Here is a 19,590-nt window from a genome sequence, read left to right as displayed (position 1 = left end):
GCGCGCGGATCTGCACACCGTCGCCATCCGGTCACTGTTCGCAACGATGAGTGACCCTAGCGGGTTCCCGGTCCGGCTCGCCAGTAAACGCCGATGTCCACGTCCTACGCGAGTTCGCCGCGCGCCCCCAGCCACTGCCGCATCACACCGAGCAGGTGGTCGGTGTCCACCGGCTTGGTCACATGGTCGGAGGCACCCGCCGCCAGGCTCTTCTCCCGGTCGCCCTTCATCGCCTTGGCGGTCAGCGCGATGATCGGCAGCCCGGCGAAGTCGGTCATCCGGCGGATCGCCTCGGTGGTCGCGTAGCCGTCCATCTCCGGCATCATGATGTCCATCAGCACCAGCGCCACGTTCTCGTGGTGCTCCAGCATCTCGATGCCCTCGCGCCCGTTCTCCGCGTAGAGCACGGTCAGACCGTACTGCTCCAGGACACTGGTGAGGGCGAAGACGTTGCGCACGTCGTCGTCGACGATCAGCACCTCCTCACCGTCGAACCGGCCCTCGAAGTGCGGAGCCGCACCGGCCCGCGGCGCGGGCAGCTCCTCGCCGCGGCCGGCGGGTGCCGGATCGGCCTCGATGGCGCGGCGTCGCTCGGCCGCCTCCCGGCGGCGCTCCTCGGCCAGTTCGCGGACCTCCTGGGCCCAGTGGTCGGCCGGGTTCTCACCGACCGGCACCGGCAGGCCGGTCGGGGTGACGCCGACCGAGGCCCGCAGTGCGCCCTGACCCGCCGTCGCCCCGCCGACCGGCTGCCGGTCGCGGTCCGCCTGCTGCTCGGGTGCCTCGCTGCGCAGCGGCAGGTAGAGCGTGAAGGTGCTGCCCTCGCCCAACTCGCTGTCGGCGTGGATCTCGCCGCCCAGCAGCCGGGCGATCTCCCGGCTGATCGACAGGCCCAGGCCGGTGCCGCCGTACTTGCGGCTGGTGCCGCCGTCGGCCTGCTTGAACGCCTCGAAGATCTCGCGCAGCTTGTTGCCGGGGATGCCGATGCCGGTGTCGGTCACCGAGAAGGCCACCAACCGGGCGTCCGGGTCGTCGATCTGACCGGACTCCAGCAGTTGTTCGCGCACGTGCTGCGGCACCACCGGTCCGGCCGGCCCGATGGTCAGCCGCACCGAGCCCGAGTCGGTGAACTTCACCGCGTTGGAGAGCAGGTTGCGCAGCACCTGCTGGAGGCGCTGCTCGTCGGTGTGCAGGGTGGGCGGCAGGTCGGACGAGACGGTGACCTCGAACTCCAGGCCCTTGTCGGCGGTCAGCGGCCGGAACGCGGCCTCGACGTAGTCGGTCAGCTGGACCAGGGCGATCTTGGCCGGGCGGACGTCCATCTTGCCCGCCTCGACCTTGGACAGGTCGAGGATGTCGTTGATCAGCTGCAGCAGGTCCGAGCCGGCGCCGTGGATGGTGTCGGCGAACTCGACCTGCTTGGGCGAGAGGTTGCCCTCGTTGTTGTCGGAGAGCAGCTTGGCCAGGATCAGCAGCGAGTTGAGCGGGGTGCGCAGCTCGTGCGACATGTTGGCCAGGAACTCGCTCTTGTAGCGTGAGGCGAGGGCGAGTTGCTCGGCGCGCTCCTCCAGGACCTTGCGGGCCTCCTCGATCTCGCTGTTCTTGATCTCGATGTCGCGGTTCTGCTGGGCGAGTTGCTCGGCCTTCTCCTGGAGCTCCTCGTTGGTGCGCTCCAGCTCCTCCTGACGGGCCTCCAGTTCGGCCGAGCGCATGGAGAGTTCGGCGGTCAGCCGCTGGGACTCCAGCAGCAGCCCCTCGGTCTTGGTGTTGACGCTGATGGTGTTGACCGTGACGCCGATCAGGTCGGCGATCTGGTTCAGGAAGTCCATCACCACGGTGGTGAAGGAGCTGAAGGTGGCCAGCTCGATCACACCGAGCAGCCGGCCCTCGAAGAGCACCGGGAGCACCACCACGTGGGCCGGGTTGGCCTCGCCGAGGCCGGAGGAGATCCGCAGGTACCCGGGGGGCGCCTCGGTCAGGCTGATCGGGCGCTTCTCCACCGCGGCCTGGCCGACCAGCGACTCGCCCGGGCGGAACGTGGTGGGCATCGAACGGCGCTGGTAGCCGTAGGAGCCGATCAGGCGCAGCACGGTGTCCGACTCGTCGTCGTCCTCGGTGATCATCTCGGCGGTCCGGCCGACCGGCTGGGCCAGGAAGAAGGCGCCGTGCTGGGCCGAGACCACCGGGGTCAGCTCGGACATGATCAGCGAGGCGACCGCCTCCAGGTCGCGCCGGCCCTGCAACAGGCCGGAGAACCGGGCCATGTTGGTCTTCAGCCAGTCCTGCTCCTGGTTGGTGCGCGTGGTCTCGCGCAGGTTGGCGATCATCTGGTTGATGTTGTCCTTGAGCTCGTCGATCTCGCCGGAGGCGTCGACGTCGATCCGCAAGGACAGGTCGCCCCGGGTCACCGCGGTGGCGACCTGGGCGATGGCGCGCACCTGCCGGGTCAGGTTGTTGGCGAGCTCGTTCACGCCCTCGGTGAGGTCCTGCCAGGTGCCGTCCACCCCGGGGACCCGGGCCTGACCGCCGAGCCGGCCGTCGGTGCCCACCTCGCGGGCCACCCGGGTGACCTCGTCGGCGAACGAACTCAGCTGGTCCACCATGGTGTTGATGCTGGTCTTCAGGTCCAGGATCTCGCCCCGGGCGTCCACGTCGATCTTCTGCGACAGGTCGCCACGGGCCACCGCCGTGATCACCAGGGCGATGTTGCGCACCTGGCCGGTCAGGTTGTTGGCCATCTGGTTGACGTTGTCGGTCAGGTCCTTCCAGATGCCGGCCACACCGGGGACGTCCGCCTGGCCGCCGAGGATGCCGTCGGTGCCCACCTCGCGGGCCACCCGGGTCACCTGGACCGCGAAGGCGTTCAGCTGGTCGACCATCGTGTTCAGGGTGCCGGCCAGGGCGGCGACTTCGCCCTGCGCCTCGATGGTGATCTTCTTGGAGAGGTCGCCACGGGCCACCGCGGTGGCCACCTCCGCGATGTTGCGCACCTGGCTGGTCAGGTTGGACGCCATGAAGTTGACGTTGTCGGTCAGGTCCTTCCAGATGCCCGAGACCCCGCGCACCCGGGCCTGGCCACCCAGGATGCCCTCGGTGCCGACCTCGCGGGCCACCCGGGTCACCTCGTCGGCGAAGGCGCTCAGCTGGTCGACCATGGTGTTGACGGTGGTGACCAGTTCGAGGATCTCGCCGCGCGCGTCGACGGTGATCTTCTTGGAGACGTCGCCGAGCGCGACGGCGGTGGTGACCTCGGCGATGTTGCGGACCTGGCTGGTCAGGTTGTTGGCCATCAGGTTGACGCTGTTGGTCAGGTCCTTCCAGGTGCCGGAGACCCCGGGCACGCTGGCCTGACCACCCAGGATGCCCTCGGTGCCGACGTCCCTGGCCACCCTGGTCACCTCGTCCGCGAAGGCGGAGAGCTGGTCGACCATGGTGTTGATGGTGTTCTTCAGCTCCAGGATCTCGCCCCGGGCATCCACCTGGATCTTCTGCGACAGGTCACCGCGGGCCACCGCCGTGGTCACCTGCGCGATGTTGCGCACCTGGTCGGTGAGGTTGTTCGCCATGAAGTTCACCGAATCGGTCAGATCGCGCCACACCCCCGCGACCCCCGGCACCTGCGCCTGACCACCCAGCCGACCCTCGGTCCCCACATCACGCGCCACCCGCGTCACCTGGGCGGCGAAGGCGGAGAGCTGGTCGACCATGGTGTTGATGGTGTTCTTCAGCTCCAGGATCTCGCCCCGGGCATCCACCTCGATCTTCTGCGACAGGTCACCGCGGGCCACCGCCGTGGTCACCTGCGCGATGTTGCGCACCTGGTCGGTGAGGTTGTTCGCCATGAAGTTCACCGAATCGGTCAGATCGCGCCACACCCCCGCGACCCCCGGCACCTGCGCCTGACCACCCAGCCGACCCTCGGTCCCCACATCACGCGCCACCCGCGTCACCTGGGCGGCGAACGAGTTCAGCTGATCCACCATCGTGTTGACGGTGTTCTTCAGCTCCAGCATCTCGCCGGCCACATCGACCGTGACCTTGTGCGAGAGGTCGCCCTTGGCCACCGCCGTGGTCACCTCGGCGATGTTGCGCACCTGCGCGGTGAGCCGGCCGGCCATGGTGTTGACCGAGTCGGCCAGGTCCTTCCAGCTGCCGGACATCGAGCGCACCCGGGCCTGACCGCCGAGCTTGCCCTCGGTACCCACCTCGATGGCCACCCGGGTCACCTCGTCGGTGAACTCGGAGAGCTGGTCGACCAGGCCGTTGACGGTCCGTCCGACCTTGAGGAACTCCCCGCGCAGCGGGTGGCTGCCGCCGTCCGGCTGGTTGGAGCGCAGCTCCATCCGCTGGTCCAGGTCGCCCTCGGCGATCGACGCCAGCACCCGGCCGACCTCGGCCATCGGGCGCGCCAGGTCGTCGATCAGCGCGTTGCAGTTGTCCACCGCCGAGGCCCAGGCGCCCTCACCCGCGCCGTTCTCCAGCCGGGCGGTCAGCCGCCCCTCGCGGCCCACCGCGCGGCGCACCCGGGCCAGCTCGCCGGTCAGGTGCTGGTTGCGCTCCGCCACCTCGTTGAACATCGCGGCGATCTCGGCCATCGGCCCGTCGCCGGGGACGGTCAGCCGGCGCCGGAAGTTGCCGTCGCGCATCGCGGTCAGCGCGCCGAGCAGCTTGCGCAGCTCGGCCGGCTCGGCGCCGCGGTTGTGCCCGGCACGGCGCCCGGCCCCGCCACGGGGCGCGGCGGCGGCGCGTGCGCCGCGGGGTGCGGCCGTGCTCTTCTGCCCGGAGGTGCTCTGACCGGCAGCGTCCTTGGTGGCGGTACTCAACGGGACCCTCCCACGTCGCGACTGGCTGGTGTCCGCCGGCCCGGCAAGCTGCGCCGCTCCTGCGGATCCCCCAGTCTGACAGCACCGACCGACCGGCTACGCCCAGTTCACCAGGCTGACCCCCGGGCGGGAAGGACGTGATAGGCAGGTTCCGGGTGCACGGGGTGGGGAGAATCACTCCGCAGCGGCTGTTTCACTCCCCCTTTCCCACGGGGAGACCAACCGGAAAGTAGGGTGGAGCGCTGCACCTCGCCCTGGCCGGTGCCACCGGGTCCCACCGCTCGGCGCCGGGCCGCACCAGACGCCGAGCAGCCGTACCCGAACCAGAGGAGAAGCAGCCCGTGGTCACCGCGCGCGCAGCCGCCACCTTCGAGCCGGACGGCCGCTCGGCCTCCGCCGCGCGCGGCTTCGTCCGCGACGCGCTGCTGGGCTGGGGGCTGCCCGAGGTCGTCGACGACGCGATCGTCCTGGTCAGCGAGCTGGTCACGAACGCGGTGGTGCACGCGGGGACCGCCGCCGAGGTCAGCTGCCTGCGCGAGGAGGACTCGGTCCAGATCGGCGTCACCGACCGGCATCCCGAACGCGGCCTGCCCGCCTTCGCCGGGCCGGTCACCGGGAACGCCGTCTCCGAACACTTCGCCGACGCCGAGGGCGAGGGGGGCCGCGGCCTGCTGATGTGTTCGGCGCTCTCCAGCCGCTGGGGCGTGGAGTACTCCGCCGGGCAGAAGACCGTCTGGTTCCGGCTGCCGCTGCAGCGCGCCCTGCCCGGCACCCGCTACGCCCTGCCGCAGGCGCCCGGCGAGGTGCTGCCCAGCACCGACGGACCGGTCCTGGTGGCCGTCGTCCAGGTGGACGAGCAGGGCCTGGTGAGCTCCTGGAACGCCGACGCGGAAGGGCTGTTCCGCCAGCCCACCGAGGCGGTGCTCGGCAGTCGCTGGGCCGATCTGGTGGTCTGGCCGCAGCCGCCCGGCGAGCAGGCGGACCTGGCGGAGGTGCTCCGGCTGGCCCGCTGGGAGGGCTCCTTCGGCATCCGGCGCGCGGACCAGCGCACCATCGAGGTCTACGGCTCCCAGGTCCGGATGCTGGACGCCACCGGCGCCCCGTCCACGCTCTGCCTGATGGTCCGTGAGCGGGACCGCGCCGTGCTGCGCACCCCCGCCCGCACCGCGCCGGCCGGCCCGAGCAGCGCCACCGTCGAGCCGCTGGACCTGCAGTTGGACGGCGTGCCGGCCGACGACCTGTCAGGCATGCTCCAGCAGACCGTGGAACGGGCCCGCGACCTGCTCGACGGCGACGCCGCCTACCTGCTGCTGATCACCGACGACGAGAGCGAGTTCGAGGTCCGGGCCGCCACCGGCCTGCCGGCCGGCCGGGTCAAGGACGTGCGGATCCCGGTGGACGCCGGCCAGGGCCGGTACGACTCCGCCCGGCTGCCCGCCGTCCACCAGGACCTGGCGGTCCGTCCGGGCGCGGCCCCGCTGCTCGGCGGCTCCGGGCTGCGCTCACTGATCACCGTGCCGCTCAAGGTCGAGGGGCGGCTGATCGGCTCGCTCGGCGTCGCGGCCGGCCTGCCCGGGCAGTACGACAACGATCAGGCGATGCGGCTGCAGTTCGCCGCCGACCGGATCGCGCTGAGCGTGGAGAACGCCCGGCTGGCCGAGCGGGAGCGGCTGCGCCGCGGCGCACTCTCCTTCCTGGTCGAGGCCTCCGACCTGCTGGCCGGCACGCTGGAGCTGCAGCAGACGCTCGCCCTGATGGCACAGATGGCGGTGCCCACGCTGGCCGCCTGGTGCGCCGTCTACACCATCGCGGAGCAGGCCGGCCCCGCCGAACTCGCCTTCGTCCTGCACGAGGACGAGGACCGGATCGACCCGCTGCGCGCGCTGCTGCGCGCCACCCAGGCGCCGCTGGACATCGCGGCCGGCGGCACCACCGGCTGGGACGGCCCGGCCCGGGCGCTCACCGGGGCCGAACCCGCCGGGCTGATCGGCCAGACGGTGGCACTGCCGCTGTTCGCCCGCAACCGGGTCATCGGGCTGCTGGTGCTGGGCACCACGGCCGGGGTGATCTTCCGTCAGGAGATCCTGGAGCTGGCCCAGGACCTGTCCCGCCGGGCCGCCCTGGCCCTGGACAACTCCCGGCTCTACTCGGAGCGGACCGCCACCAGCCAGGCCCTGCAGCGCAGTCTGCTGCCGCCGGAGCTGCCCAAGATCCCCGGCGTCGAGGTCGAGGTCTACTACCAGGCCGCCGGCGAGGGCAACGAGGTCGGCGGCGACTTCTACGACCTGTTCTCGATCCGCGAGGGCACCTACGGCTTCGCGATCGGCGATGTCTGCGGGACCGGACCGCAGGCCGCCTCGGTCACCGGGCTGGCCCGCAACTCGCTGCGGCTGCTGGCCCGCGAAGGCCTGGACGCGCCGCAGGTGCTGAGCCGACTGAACCGGGCGATCCTCGACGAGGGCGACCGGGGCCGCTTCCTGACCCTGCTGTACGGGGAGCTGACGCCGCGCGGGGACGGGAGCATCGAGCTCAGCCTGGTCTGCGCCGGGCACCCGCTGCCGCTGCGGTTGGGGACGGACGGGCGGGTGACGCCGGCTGCCGAGTCGCAGCCGCTGCTCGGGGTGCTGGAGCACCTGGACCTGACCGTCGAGCAGGTGGTGCTGGCGCCGGGCGAGGTGCTGCTCTGCGTGACGGACGGCGTGACCGAGCGCCGGGAGGGCATGCGGATGCTCGGCGAGGACGGACTGGCCGAGGTGCTGGCCGGCTGCACCGGGCTGACGGCCGGCGCGGTTGCCGCCCGGGTGCAGCGGGCCGTGGAGCGGTTCGCGCCTGAGCCGCCGTCGGACGACATGGCGATCATCGCGCTGCGGGTGCCGGTGCCGCGGCAGGGCTGAGGGGTCAGCAATGGTCACCTTCTGATGACGACTCAGCTGACAAACGAACAAATTCTACGATTCACAAGGGTACAAGCGGTTCGTCGCGGGTACAGACCAGCTGACCGGGAATCCCCCCGGCGAACCCAGTCCCGGCAGCGCTGAGCTGCGGGGACGCAGCAGGCCGCTGCCCCCGTGCCCTCCCGCAGGGTCCCCCGGCAGGGCCACCGCGACAGCTGCCGTTTCCGCTGTCGCCGTCACCCCCCTCTCCCACTCGCGCACTTCCGCGCGCCCGGCCGCATCGCGCTGCCCGGACGCTCGCCGAGCCATGTGCCGGCGCCACCAGGCACCCCGCACCCCGCACCCCGCACCCCGCACCGCCCAGACACCTTGAACCATCAGAAAGGAGCCTCCGGTGAGCAGTGACGCTACCGGGGCCAACGCCCGACCCGCCGCACTCGACGCGGGTCCCCTCGGATACCTCGCACTCGGCCTGACCCTCCTCTCCTACGGCCTGCTGCAGACCGGGATCCTGCACCACACCCACGTCACCGACGCGGCCGGCCTCGCGCACCTGGTCGGCGGGGTCGCGCTGTTCATCGCCGGCCTCTGGCAGTTCCGGTCCGGCGACACCTTCAGCGGCACCGCCTTCACCGGCCTGGGCGCCTTCTGGGCGGTCTGGGCGGCAGGCGTCGGCTCGATGGCCGGTGGACGGAACGCGGCCGGTCTCTTCCTGCTCCTCTGGGCGCTGCTGGCCCTGACCCTGACGGCCGCGAGCTGGCAGGCCGGACTCTTCAGCCGGGCCGTCTACGGCCTGCTGACGCTCGCGATGCTGCTGGCCGCGTTCGGCACCTTCGGCAGCTCCGACGGGCTGCTCAAGGCAGCCGGCTGGCTCGCGGCGGTGGCCGGCCTGATCAGCTGGTACTGGGCGACCGCCGCGCTGACCAACAGCGGCTGGGGCCGGGCGGCTCTGCCGATGAAGTGACAGGGCACGGGCCGGCCGGTGATCACCGGCCGGCCCGGCCTCGGGCGGGGTCTCCTCGGGAGGCCCCGCCCTCAGCGGTTCGGCGGCCGATGGGTCAACGGCCGCCGACCGGGCGGGTGGGCCGCGGCTGTGCCGAGAACTCACCCTGGGCGGCACCCCGTCGACGCCGGGCGCGCCGGCGGCCCGCGCCGTACTGCACCGTGTAGGCGAGCAGCAGCAGGCAGAGCGCCACCAGCCCGTCGGCCCAGAAGTGGTTGGCCGTCGCCACCACCACGGTGATGGTCAGCAGCGGGTGAAGGAGGATCAGCCAGCGCCAGGGTGAGCGGCTGATCGCGATCACCGCCACGGCCACCAGCACGCACCAGGCGACATGGACCGAGGGCATCGCCGAGAGCTCGTCGGCGTGGACACCACCGACGCCCCCGGAGTAGACGGACTGCCCGTACTCGGCCGCCACATCGACGAAGCCGGCGTCCGGCAGCATCCGGGGTGGCGCGACCGGCAGGAACTGGATCACCAGGCAGGCCGCGGTGACCAGCACGACCGTGGTCCGCACCCACGCATAACGGGCCCGATGCCGCAGGAAGACCCAGAGCAGCACCGCGATCATCACACCGAAGTGCATGGTCGCGTAGTAGTAGTTCGCCAGCCGTACCAGGACCGGGTACGGCGTGATCATCCGTTGCAGGGAGGCCTCGTCCGGCAGGCCCAGTCGCAGTTCGGTGCGGTGGATCCACTCGGCGCGGTCCAGTGCGTGGTCGGTACTCATCAGCGAGAACTGACCGACCAGTTGCCAGAGTGCGAAGAGTGCCAGCAGCGTGCCGGCCTCGCGCAGTACGGCGATCGCCGTCCGTCGGGTCGGCAGCGCGCGGTGAACGACGTAGGAGGCCCCCAGCAGGACCGCCGCCGTGGCTCCCGAGCTCTGCCACGAAAGGGTCAGGTTCTGCAACGCCGCGCGCCTCTCCGCCTGCCGGCCCACCTGCCGGTTCATGTGCCAGTGAGGGTAGCGCGCGGCGGCCGGTAAACCCAGTAAACGCGGTAAACGCAGAGAAGCCCCCTTCCCGAAGGAAGGGGGCTTCTCTAGAAGAATTGTTCGGCGGCGTCCTACTCTCCCACAGGGTCCCCCCTGCAGTACCATCGGCGCTATGAGGCTTAGCTTCCGGGTTCGGAATGTAACCGGGCGTTTCCCTCACGCTATGACCACCGAAACACTATGAAACTGTCAACCGCACCACACCGTGACCTGGTGTGGGGTCGTTGTTTCAGAACAACACAGTGGACGCGAGCAACTGAGGACAAGCCCTCGGCCTATTAGTACCGGTCAGCTCCACCCCTTACGAGGCTTCCACATCCGGCCTATCAACCCAGTCGTCTACTGGGAGCCTTACCCTCTCAAGGAGGTGGGAGTGCTCATCTCGAAGCAGGCTTCCCGCTTAGATGCTTTCAGCGGTTATCCCTCCCGAACGTAGCCAACCAGCCATGCCCTTGGCAGGACAACTGGCACACCAGAGGTTCGTCCGTCCCGGTCCTCTCGTACTAGGGACAGCCCTTCTCAACACTCCTACGCGCACAGCGGATAGGGACCGAACTGTCTCACGACGTTCTAAACCCAGCTCGCGTACCGCTTTAATGGGCGAACAGCCCAACCCTTGGGACCTACTCCAGCCCCAGGATGCGACGAGCCGACATCGAGGTGCCAAACCATCCCGTCGATATGGACTCTTGGGGAAGATCAGCCTGTTATCCCCGGGGTACCTTTTATCCGTTGAGCGACGGCGCTTCCACAAGCCACCGCCGGATCACTAGTCCCTGCTTTCGCACCTGCTCGACCCGTCGGTCTCACAGTCAAGCTCCCTTGTGCACTTACACTCAACACCTGATTGCCAACCAGGCTGAGGGAACCTTTGGGCGCCTCCGTTACTCTTTAGGAGGCAACCGCCCCAGTTAAACTACCCACCAGACACTGTCCCTGATCCGGATCACGGACCCAGGTTAGACATCCAGCACGACCAGAGTGGTATTTCAACGACGACTCCACAACAACTGGCGTTGCTGCTTCAAAGTCTCCCACCTATCCTACACAAGCCGAACCGAACACCAATATCAAGCTATAGTAAAGGTCCCGGGGTCTTTCCGTCCTGCTGCGCGAAACGAGCATCTTTACTCGTAATGCAATTTCACCGGGCCTATGGTTGAGACAGTCGAGAAGTCGTTACGCCATTCGTGCAGGTCGGAACTTACCCGACAAGGAATTTCGCTACCTTAGGATGGTTATAGTTACCACCGCCGTTTACTGGCGCTTAAGTTCTCAGCTTCGCCCTGACGAATCAGAGCTAACCGGTCCCCTTAACGTTCCAGCACCGGGCAGGCGTCAGTCCGTATACATCGCCTTACGGCTTCGCACGGACCTGTGTTTTTAGTAAACAGTCGCTTCTCGCTGGTCTCTGCGGCCACCCCCAGCTCAGAGAGCAAGTCTCATCACCAGGAATGGCCCCCTTCTCCCGAAGTTACGGGGGCATTTTGCCGAGTTCCTTAACCATAGTTCACCCGAACGCCTCGGTATTCTCTACCTGACCACCTGAGTCGGTTTGGGGTACGGGCCGCCATGAAACTCGCTAGAGGCTTTTCTCGACAGCATAGGATCATCCACTTCACCACAATCGGCTCGGCATCAGGTCTCAGCCTCAATGAGTGACGGATTTGCCTATCACTCGGCCTACACCCTTACCCCGGGACTACCACCGCCCGGGCTGGACTACCTTCCTGCGTCACCCCATCGCTCACCTACTACCCTGTTGGATCAGCGGCTCCACCACGTCCCTTTGTCCGAAGACTCCGGGCCGGCTTCACGGCTTTAGCATTCAGAGGTTCGACGTTGGCGCTTCAAAGCGGGTACGGGAATATCAACCCGTTGTCCATCGACTACGCCTGTCGGCCTCGCCTTAGGTCCCGACTTACCCTGGGCAGATCAGCTTGACCCAGGAACCCTTGGTCAATCGGCGCAAGAGTTTCCCACTCTTGTATCGCTACTCATGCCTGCATTCTCACTCGTATCCCGTCCACGACTCGATTCCTCGGCCGCTTCACCCGGAACACGACGCTCCCCTACCCATCCACAGCGTCGTTGGACGTATTCTGTGAATGACACGACTTCGGTGGTGTGCTTGAGCCCCGCTACATTGTCGGCGCGGAATCACTTGACCAGTGAGCTATTACGCACTCTTTCAAGGGTGGCTGCTTCTAAGCCAACCTCCTGGTTGTCTCTGCGACTCCACATCCTTTCCCACTTAGCACACGCTTAGGGACCTTAGTCGGTGTTCTGGGCTGTTTCCCTCTCGACCATGGAGCTTATCCCCCACAGTCTCACTGCCACGCTCTCACTTACCGGCATTCGGAGTTTGGCTAAGGTCAGTAACCCGGTGAGGCCCATCGCCTATCCAGTGCTCTACCTCCGGCAAGAAACACGTGACGCTGCACCTAAATGCATTTCGGGGAGAACCAGCTATCACGGAGTTTGATTGGCCTTTCACCCCTAACCACAGGTCATCCCCCAGGTTTTCAACCCTGGTGGGTTCGGTCCTCCACGCGGTCTTACCCGCGCTTCAACCTGCCCATGGCTAGATCACTCCGCTTCGGGTCTTGGGCATGCAACTCAAACGCCCTATTCGGACTCGCTTTCGCTACGGCTACCCCACACGGGTTAACCTCGCTACACACCGCAAACTCGCAGGCTCATTCTTCAAAAGGCACGCAGTCACGGCCCGCCAGTAAACTGACGAACGACGCTCCCACGGCTTGTAGGCACACGGTTTCAGGTACTATTTCACTCCGCTCCCGCGGTACTTTTCACCATTCCCTCACGGTACTATCCGCTATCGGTCACCAGGGAATATTTAGGCTTAGCGGGTGGTCCCGCCAGATTCACACGGAATTTCTCGGGCTCCGTGCTACTTGGGAGAAGCTCAAGTGAGCCGCTAATGTTTCGTCTACGGGGGTCTTACCCTCTACGCCGGACCTTTCGCATGTCCTTCGACTACACCAACGGTTTCTGACTCACCCAGCCGCCGGCAGACGACTGAAGAACTTTCCCACGACCCCGAAATGGCAACCCCTGCCGGGTCTCACACCACTCCGGTTTAGCCTCATCCGGTTTCGCTCGCCACTACTCCCGGAATCACGGTTGTTTTCTCTTCCTGCGGGTACTGAGATGTTTCACTTCCCCGCGTTCCCTCCACATACCCTATGTGTTCAGGTATGGGTGACAGCCCATGACGACTGCCGGGTTTCCCCATTCGGACACCCCCGGATCAAAGCTCGGTTGACAGCTCCCCGGGGCCTATCGCGGCCTCCCACGTCCTTCATCGGTTCCTGGTGCCAAGGCATCCACCGTGCGCCCTTAAAAACTTGGCCACAGATGCTCGCGTCCACTGTGCAGTTCTCAAACAACGACCAGACACCCACCCTCAACACCCCAACAGGGCGCCTCGCATGGGACCGGCACTGAGACAACGATTACTCGTTCCCTCAGGACCCAACAACGTGCCCGACACACCAGATCAACCGAAACCGTTCCACGCCGAAGCAGTACTAGGAGACAACCAACCCTGTGTGCCGAATAGTCAACGTTCCACCCATGAGCAACCGTGCGAGACATTCGCTCGCAACCGGCCATGTGCTCCTTAGAAAGGAGGTGATCCAGCCGCACCTTCCGGTACGGCTACCTTGTTACGACTTCGTCCCAATCGCTGGTCCCACCTTCGACGGCTCCCTCCCAAGGGTTAGGCCACCGGCTTCGGGTGTTACCGACTTTCGTGACGTGACGGGCGGTGTGTACAAGGCCCGGGAACGTATTCACCGCAGCATGCTGATCTGCGATTACTAGCAACTCCAACTTCATGGGGTCGAGTTGCAGACCCCAATCCGAACTGAGGCCGGCTTTTTGGGATTCGCTCCACCTCACGGTATCGCAGCCCTTTGTACCGACCATTGTAGCACGTGTGCAGCCCAAGACATAAGGGGCATGATGATTTGACGTCGTCCCCACCTTCCTCCGAGTTGACCCCGGCAGTCTCCTGTGAGTCCCCATCACCCCGAAAGGCATGCTGGCAACACAGAACAAGGGTTGCGCTCGTTGCGGGACTTAACCCAACATCTCACGACACGAGCTGACGACAACCATGCACCACCTGTATACCGACCACAAGGGGGCGCCCATCTCTGAACGTTTCCGGTATATGTCAAGCCTTGGTAAGGTTCTTCGCGTTGCGTCGAATTAAGCCACATGCTCCGCTGCTTGTGCGGGCCCCCGTCAATTCCTTTGAGTTTTAGCCTTGCGGCCGTACTCCCCAGGCGGGGAACTTAATGCGTTAGCTGCGGCACCGACGACGTGGAATGTCGCCAACACCTAGTTCCCAACGTTTACGGCGTGGACTACCAGGGTATCTAATCCTGTTCGCTCCCCACGCTTTCGCTCCTCAGCGTCAGTAATGGCCCAGAGATCCGCCTTCGCCACCGGTGTTCCTCCTGATATCTGCGCATTTCACCGCTACACCAGGAATTCCGATCTCCCCTACCACACTCTAGCCTGCCCGTATCGAATGCAGACCCGGGGTTAAGCCCCGGGCTTTCACATCCGACGCGACAGGCCGCCTACGAGCTCTTTACGCCCAATAATTCCGGACAACGCTCGCACCCTACGTATTACCGCGGCTGCTGGCACGTAGTTAGCCGGTGCTTCTTCTGCAGGTACCGTCACTTGCGCTTCTTCCCTGCTGAAAGAGGTTTACAACCCGAAGGCCGTCATCCCTCACGCGGCGTCGCTGCATCAGGCTTTCGCCCATTGTGCAATATTCCCCACTGCTGCCTCCCGTAGGAGTCTGGGCCGTGTCTCAGTCCCAGTGTGGCCGGTCGCCCTCTCAGGCCGGCTACCCGTCGTCGCCTTGGTAGGCCATTACCCCACCAACAAGCTGATAGGCCGCGGGCTCATCCTGCACCGCCGGAGCTTTACACCAACCCCCATGCGGAGGAAGGTCATATCCGGTATTAGACCCCGTTTCCAGGGCTTGTCCCAGAGTGCAGGGCAGATTGCCCACGTGTTACTCACCCGTTCGCCACTGATCCACCCCGAAGGGCTTCACCGTTCGACTTGCATGTGTTAAGCACGCCGCCAGCGTTCGTCCTGAGCCAGGATCAAACTCTCCGTGAATGTTTTCCCGTAATCGGGTCGACACCCGCGTTGAGCGGCACGACAACCACCGGAATAGGGTGACCTCGTGCACTGCGTCCTCGCTAGTGTTTTACTTCAAAAGGAATCTCCAACCCCGATCAAACGATCGAGGCCGGGGATGTCAACATATCTGGCGTTGACTTTTGGCACGCTGTTGAGTTCTCAAGGAACGGACGCTTCCTTCAAGCCGCTCTCGCAAGCTCTCCGGGCGCTTCGTTCTTTCTTCTCTTCGAGCTTATCAGACCCGCCTCTCGGCGTTTCCCGACTCGCTCTCGGTGTTTCCAACCTTACCAGGTCTTCCGCACCGCTTCGGCCTCCAGGAGGCCTTCGCCGTACCGGACCTGACGGCCCGTCCGACGTGTTGAACTTTAGCCCAGTTCCGCTCCGAAAAGCGAATCCGGCCGCACTCACCGAATTACCGGCACAGCAAAACAGACCAGTTCCGGCAGCGCGCGAAAAGCAGCACGCCGAAAGCGGCACGTTGTACTGATGAGGTGGTTTTCAAGAGAGTGGCCGCCCCGGGACCGTCCGCGCAGACGCGTGTCCGGTGCTCCCTGCCGAGCGACTAGGACACGCTACGCCTTCCACGGCGCGCATGCAAACGGCACATGAACGGCACCGGCCGGCCCACCCCTTGCGGGGCGGGCCGGCCGGATCGGTGGAGCGTCGCCGACGTTGCGCTCAGCTGTTGGTCGGGAAGCCGAGGTTGATGCCGCCGTGCGAGGGGTCGAGCCAGCGCTGGGTCACGGCCTTGCCCCGGGTGAAGAACTGCACGCCGTCAGGGCCGTACGCGTGAGTGTCGCCGAACAGCGAGGCCTTCCAACCGCCGAAGGAGTAGTAGGCCACCGGGACCGGGATCGGCACGTTGATCCCGACCATGCCGACCTCGACCTCGTGCTGGAAGCGCCGGGCGGCGCCACCGTCGTTGGTGAAGATCGCGGTGCCGTTGCCGTACGGGTTGGCGTTGATCAGCTCCAGTCCCTCCTCGTAGGAGGAGACCCGGACCACCGAGAGCACCGGGCCGAAGATCTCGTCGTTGTACACCGACATGCCCGGCTTCACGTGGTCGAAGAGGGTCGGGCCCAGCCAGAAGCCGTCGGCCGTGTCCTGGCCGTTGGCGTCCTGGTCGGCGATCGGGTGCTTTCGGCCGTCGACGGTCAGCTCGGCGCCGTCCGCGAGGCCGGACTCCACATAGGAGGTGACCTTGTCCCGGTGCTGGCCGGTGACCAGCGGACCCATCTCGCTGTCGCCGTTGCAGCCGGGGCCCACCTTGAGGGTGGCCATCCGCTCCTTGATCTTCTCGACCAGCTGGTCCCCGATCGGGTCGACCGCGACCAGTACCGAGACGGCCATGCACCGCTCGCCCGCCGCGCCGAAGCCGGCGTTGACCGCGGCGTCGGCGCTGAGGTCGAGGTCGGCGTCGGGCAGCACCAGCATGTGGTTCTTGGCCCCGCCCAGCGCCTGCACCCGCTTGCCGTACCGGGTGCCGGTCTCGTACACGTAGCGCGCGATCGGGGTGGAGCCGACGAAGCTGACCGACTTGATGTCCGGGTGCTCCAGCAGGCGGTCGACCGCGGTCTTGTCGCCGTGGACGACGTTGAAGACGCCGTCCGGCAGCCCGGCCTCCTTCCACAGCTCCGCCATGAAGTTGGCCGCCGACGGGTCCTTCTCGGAGGGCTTGACGATCACCGTGTTGCCGGCCGCGATGGCGATCGGGAAGAACCACAGCGGCACCATCGCCGGGAAGTTGAACGGCGAGATGACGGCGACCGGGCCGAGCGGCTGGCGGATCGAGTAGACGTCGATTCCGGTGGAGGCCTGCTCGGTGAAGCCGCCCTTGACCAGCTGCGGAATGCCGCAGGCGTACTCGACGACCTCCTGGCCACGCGCCAGTTCGCCGAGCGCGTCCGAGTGCACCTTGCCGTGCTCGGCCACGATGATCGCGGCCAGCTCGTCCTTGCGGGCGTTGAACAGCTCGCGGAAGGCGAACAGGACGGCGGTGCGCTTGGCGATCGAGGCGTGGCGCCACTCGCCGAAGGCGGCGGCTGCCGCGGCGACCGCCTGGTCGACCTCGGCGATCTCCGCGAAGTCCACCTGGCCGGAGATCCGTCCGGTGGCCGGGTCGTAGAGGTCGCCGCGACGGGGGGCAGCACCGGCGGTCGGCACCGGGGCGCCGTCGATCCAGTGGACGACGTGCTTCGGTGCGCCGGCCGGGCGCTCAGTGGGCGTGTTCACAATTCCTCGGCCTCCAGGGTCAGGCTCAACGGGGGCTATCCCGCTCAGCGTCCAGTCTGGTCCGCGCTCCCGGCCCACTCAACGAGCACACTGACGGGCATGCCCCGATCGGCCTTACACCTCGTCGGCCGCTGTGGGCACCGGCGCCTCACCCGTGCACTCGGGGCCCGCCCAGCCCGGCCGCCGCCTCGTGCAGCGCCAGTTCCAGCGCCACCGGATCGGTGAGCTGACCCGACCCGTCCGGCACCACCAGCCAGCGCGGCCCCGGACCACGCCGGGTGGGGTGCGGGACCACGACCCACGCCCCCGCGCCCGCTGCCCGCACGCCGGTGCCGACCCACCGCGCGGCGGTGCCGACCGGGACGAGGAACCCGATGCTGTCGTCCCCCGGGTCGAGCAGCACCGGTCCGCCCGTGGCCAACCGCCCCCAGCCGCCGAACGGCGGCGACTGGGTGAGCAGGCGCAGCGCCGGACGCCCCAGTGGGCCGGGAACCAGCAGCACATCCCAGCGCCGGCCGGCCGGCAGCAGCGCCAGGCCCGAGTCCGTCCGCTCCCACTCCCGGCGGCAGGCCTCGGGGTCGGGCGCGGCGGCGGCCAGCCAGGCCACTGCGGCGGCGATCGGTCCGGTCTGCTCCATGGCACGTCCTCCAGCTCGTCCGGGCGGCGGGCCGTGTCGGCCGCCCTTCTTGCGTGGAGAGATGAGCTCGGGACCGGACTCTTACAACGATTACGACGATGTCGCGGACAACCGTGCCGATTCGCCGTACGGCGATCAGTTCCGATCGCCGAAGACGGTGCGGTGCCAGTCCTTGCGCGCCACCGCCGTGGTGTCGAACATGACGTGCTTGATCTGGGTGTACTCGTCCAGCGAGTACTGCGACATGTCCTTGCCGTAGCCGGAGGCCTTGTACCCGCCGTGCGGCATCTCGCTGATGATCGGGATGTGGTCGTTGACCCAGACGCAGCCGGCCGCGAGTTCCCGGGTGGCCCGCAGCGAGCGGTGCACGTCGCGGGTCCAGGCGGAGGCGGCCAGGCCGTACGGCGTGTCGTTGGCCAGCCGCAGGCCCTCGTCGTCGCTGTCGAACGGCAGCACCACCAGCACCGGGCCGAAGATCTCGCCCTGCACCACCTCGCTGTCCTGGGCGACGTCGGTGATCAGGGTGGGCGCGTAGTAGGCGCCGCGGCTCAGGTCGGTGCCGTCATGGCCGACCGCGGGTGCCAGGCCGCCGGTGACGACGGTGGCGCCGTAGCCGCGGGCCCGCTCGACGAAGCCGGCCACCCGGTCGCGGTGGGCGTACGAGACCAGCGGCCCCAGGTCGGTGCGCGGGTCGCGCGGGTCGCCGAGCCGGATGCCGGCGAACAACTCGGCCACGCCGGCCACGAAGGCCTGGTAGAGCGGGCGCTGGACGTAGGCGCGGGTGGCGGCGGTGCAGTCCTGGCCGCTGTTGATCAGCGCGCCGGCCACCGCCCCGTGCACGGCCGCCGTCAGGTCCGCGTCCTCGAAGACCACGAAGGGCGCCTTGCCGCCCAGTTCCAGGTGGGTTCGCTTGACGGTCGCGGTGGCCAGCTCGGCCACCCGGCGGCCGACGCCGGTGGAGCCGGTGAAGGAGACCATCGCGACGTCGGGGTGGGCGACCAGCCGCTCGCCGGCGATCCTCCCGGTGCCGGTGACCACGTTGACCACGCCGTCGGGCAGGCCGGCCTCGGTACAGGCGCGGGCGAGCATCAGCGAGGTGAGGGGGGTGAGCTCGGCGGGCTTGAGGACCACGGTGTTGCCCGCGGCGACGGCCGGCAGGATCTTCCAGGCGGCCATCTGCAGCGGGTAGTTCCACGGGGCGATCGAGCCGACCACACCGATCGCCTCGCGGCGCACATAGGACGTGTGGTCCGCCGAGTACTCGCCGGCCGCCTTGCCCTCCAGGTTGCGCGCGGCACCCGCGAAGAAGGCCGCGTTGTCGATCGTGCCGGGCACGTCGAACTCGCTGGAGAGCTTGATCGGCTTGCCGGTCTGGGCCGTCTCGACGTGCGCGAACTCCTCGGCCTGCTCGGCCAGGACCGCGCTGAGCCGCAGCAGTGCCTCGGCCCGGGTGCCGGGGGTGGCGCGCGACCAGTCGGGTAGCGCGGCCTTGGCGGCGGCCACGGCGGCGTCGACGTCCTCGGTCGAGGCGAGCCGGACCTGCTGGACGATGCTGCCGTCCGCCGGGTTTATCACGTCGTACGGCTCGAACCCGGTCCCCGTGCTGAGCCGGCCGCCGATGTACTGGGCGCCGTCCCCGAAAGTGCTCAGATCCACCACAGTGCTGCGGTCCATGGGTCGGTTCTCCTCCAGATGTCCGTTCCGGGCCATTCCACCCGCTCCGGTCCGCCGAACGATGCCCGCCGGTCCCGCACCCCGGCAAGGGTCACTCCGACAGCCGAGCCGCCAAGGGCCTTACAGAGTGCTAACCCCCG

7 protein-coding genes and 3 rRNA genes are annotated in these 19,590 nt (G+C 67.5%); 2 read left to right on the top strand and 8 right to left on the bottom strand.

What is annotated here, in order from left to right:
* Window positions 1–104 precede the first annotated feature (104 nt).
* The gene (locus tag OG403_RS24925; RefSeq protein WP_329572530.1) at window positions 105–4,643 is read right to left on the bottom strand and encodes a HAMP domain-containing protein; all 4,539 of its coding nucleotides are present in this window, start codon (window positions 4,641–4,643) and stop codon (window positions 105–107) included.
* 518 nt (window positions 4,644–5,161) lie between these two features.
* On the opposite strand from OG403_RS24925, the gene OG403_RS24920 reads away from it, so the two are divergent.
* Both OG403_RS24920 and OG403_RS24915 read left to right on the top strand, forming a co-directional pair.
* Window positions 5,162–7,714, top strand: a complete 2,553-nt coding sequence (locus tag OG403_RS24920) for a SpoIIE family protein phosphatase (RefSeq protein WP_329567997.1) — start codon at window positions 5,162–5,164, stop codon at window positions 7,712–7,714.
* A gap of 394 nt (window positions 7,715–8,108) precedes the next feature.
* A complete protein-coding gene (locus OG403_RS24915; protein ID WP_329567996.1) occupies window positions 8,109–8,678 on the top strand; it encodes an acetate uptake transporter in 570 nt (189 codons plus the stop codon).
* Between the two features lie 94 nt (window positions 8,679–8,772).
* Here the strand turns inward: OG403_RS24915 and OG403_RS24910 are convergent, their stop codons facing one another.
* From OG403_RS24910 to OG403_RS24880, 7 genes are all read right to left on the bottom strand, one after another.
* Window positions 8,773–9,669, bottom strand: a complete 897-nt coding sequence (locus tag OG403_RS24910; RefSeq protein WP_329567994.1) for a phosphatase PAP2 family protein — start codon at window positions 9,667–9,669, stop codon at window positions 8,773–8,775.
* 100 nt (window positions 9,670–9,769) lie between these two features.
* Window positions 9,770–9,886 (bottom strand): 5S ribosomal RNA (rrf, locus tag OG403_RS24905).
* An 83-nt stretch (window positions 9,887–9,969) separates the two neighbouring features.
* Window positions 9,970–13,088 (bottom strand): 23S ribosomal RNA (locus OG403_RS24900).
* Window positions 13,089–13,361: 273 nt separating this feature from the next.
* Window positions 13,362–14,883: ribosomal RNA gene (locus tag OG403_RS24895) — 16S ribosomal RNA — on the bottom strand.
* The 16S, 23S and 5S rRNA genes sit together here, the layout of an rRNA operon.
* A gap of 702 nt (window positions 14,884–15,585) precedes the next feature.
* Complete coding sequence (locus tag OG403_RS24890; RefSeq protein ID WP_442910974.1) at window positions 15,586–17,139, bottom strand: CoA-acylating methylmalonate-semialdehyde dehydrogenase; 1,554 nt, start codon at window positions 17,137–17,139, stop codon at window positions 15,586–15,588.
* Window positions 17,140–17,287: 148 nt separating this feature from the next.
* Window positions 17,288–17,776 (bottom strand): hypothetical protein, encoded by a 489-nt coding sequence (locus tag OG403_RS24885; protein ID WP_329567992.1) that lies wholly within the window; start codon window positions 17,774–17,776, stop codon window positions 17,288–17,290.
* Between the two features lie 135 nt (window positions 17,777–17,911).
* Window positions 17,912–19,450, bottom strand: a complete 1,539-nt coding sequence (locus OG403_RS24880) for a gamma-aminobutyraldehyde dehydrogenase (RefSeq protein WP_329567991.1) — start codon at window positions 19,448–19,450, stop codon at window positions 17,912–17,914.
* Window positions 19,451–19,590 lie beyond the last annotated feature (140 nt).

Origin of the sequence: Kitasatospora sp. NBC_01266, from assembly GCF_036242395.1 — a bacterium.
In the GTDB taxonomy this organism is placed as follows: domain Bacteria; phylum Actinomycetota; class Actinomycetes; order Streptomycetales; family Streptomycetaceae; genus Kitasatospora.
The sequence above is the reverse complement of the archived record's forward strand: the minus strand, read 5'-3'. Positions and strand labels throughout refer to the sequence as shown.

Coding starts and splice junctions, on each gene's coding strand:
- OG403_RS24880 (WP_329567991.1), bottom strand. CDS start 19,450: ATGGACCGCAGCACTGTGGTGGATCTGAGCACTTTCGGGGACGGCGCC.
- OG403_RS24910 (WP_329567994.1), bottom strand. CDS start 9,669: ATGAACCGGCAGGTGGGCCGGCAGGCGGAGAGGCGCGCGGCGTTGCAG.
- OG403_RS24885 (WP_329567992.1), bottom strand. CDS start 17,776: ATGGAGCAGACCGGACCGATCGCCGCCGCAGTGGCCTGGCTGGCCGCC.
- OG403_RS24925 (WP_329572530.1), bottom strand. CDS start 4,643: ATGCGCGACGGCAACTTCCGGCGCCGGCTGACCGTCCCCGGCGACGGG.